The sequence below is a fragment of the Flintibacter faecis genome, from assembly GCF_014287875.1.
Lineage (GTDB): Bacteria > Bacillota > Clostridia > Oscillospirales > Oscillospiraceae > Lawsonibacter > Lawsonibacter faecis_A.
In genome coordinates this window covers 1-819 of record NZ_JACOPN010000033.1, presented here as the reverse complement: position 1 = coordinate 819, position 819 = coordinate 1, and the positions used below count along the sequence as shown (strand labels likewise).

Here is an 819-nt window from a genome sequence, read left to right as displayed (position 1 = left end):
AAGGGCGCACTTCTATACTCTCTGTCGAGAGTAGTGCGTCCTGCGGAGCTTCATTCTCCGTCAGCAGAAGAAAACTGCATGACCGAGAATGTTGCGTCACTTCGTTCCGTCAAGGTGGCTACACCCCCTTGCGCCGCTAAAGCGGCTATCCCCTGTGGACTTGCCGTCCGCAAACGGTTTTGACAAACCGTTCGCCGCCAGCAAGTTTGAAAATCAAGAATCTTAATTTGATAAAGGAGTGTGATTCTATGAAAAAGAAATTACCCATAATCCTCTTGGGTGTTATTTTGGCTTGTGTGTTGGTTTTCGGTTTCCTTTATGCAAACAATGACATTGGTAAAACCGCAAACAGTTTAGAAGCAGACATTCGCCAATCTCAAAAAATTTTGGATGATTGGATTGTTGATGGAAGCATTTCCGACACAATGGCTGCATTTATTTCTTACCCACAGGACAAGACAGACCACACTTTTTCTGTCTATGTAAATCGCCCTGGCTTGTCTTTTGGATATTTCTTCCGTGGTGGTGGAGATATAGTTGAGGTTGATGATTACATTGCAGAGTTTGTTGTTGAGGGAAATAACGAAAGGGCATTTATCTCAATGAATACCCAAAATATTGTTCGACTTGAAGTAGATGATGGCAACGGCATTCAGGTGATTGATATTGATAGTGGCAAGCCTTTCGCCATTGTCCTGCCCCTCAATGTAGGAAACATCTGTTTCTATGATACGAATGGAAATGTTGTGGAATATCTTCGCCAACAACTTTGACCAACTTCAATTTACCGAACTGAACACAACAACTGAATACCGAAAA

1 protein-coding gene is annotated in these 819 nt (G+C 42.6%); it reads left to right on the top strand.

Annotated features, from left to right (window positions below; translation table 11 throughout):
• Positions 1-248 precede the first annotated feature (248 nt).
• Positions 249-773 carry a hypothetical protein gene (locus H8S55_RS13875; protein ID WP_015516227.1) on the top strand — a complete coding sequence of 175 codons (525 nt, stop codon included), beginning with the start codon at positions 249-251 and terminating at the stop codon, positions 771-773.
• The last annotated feature ends 46 nt before the right edge of the window (positions 774-819 follow it).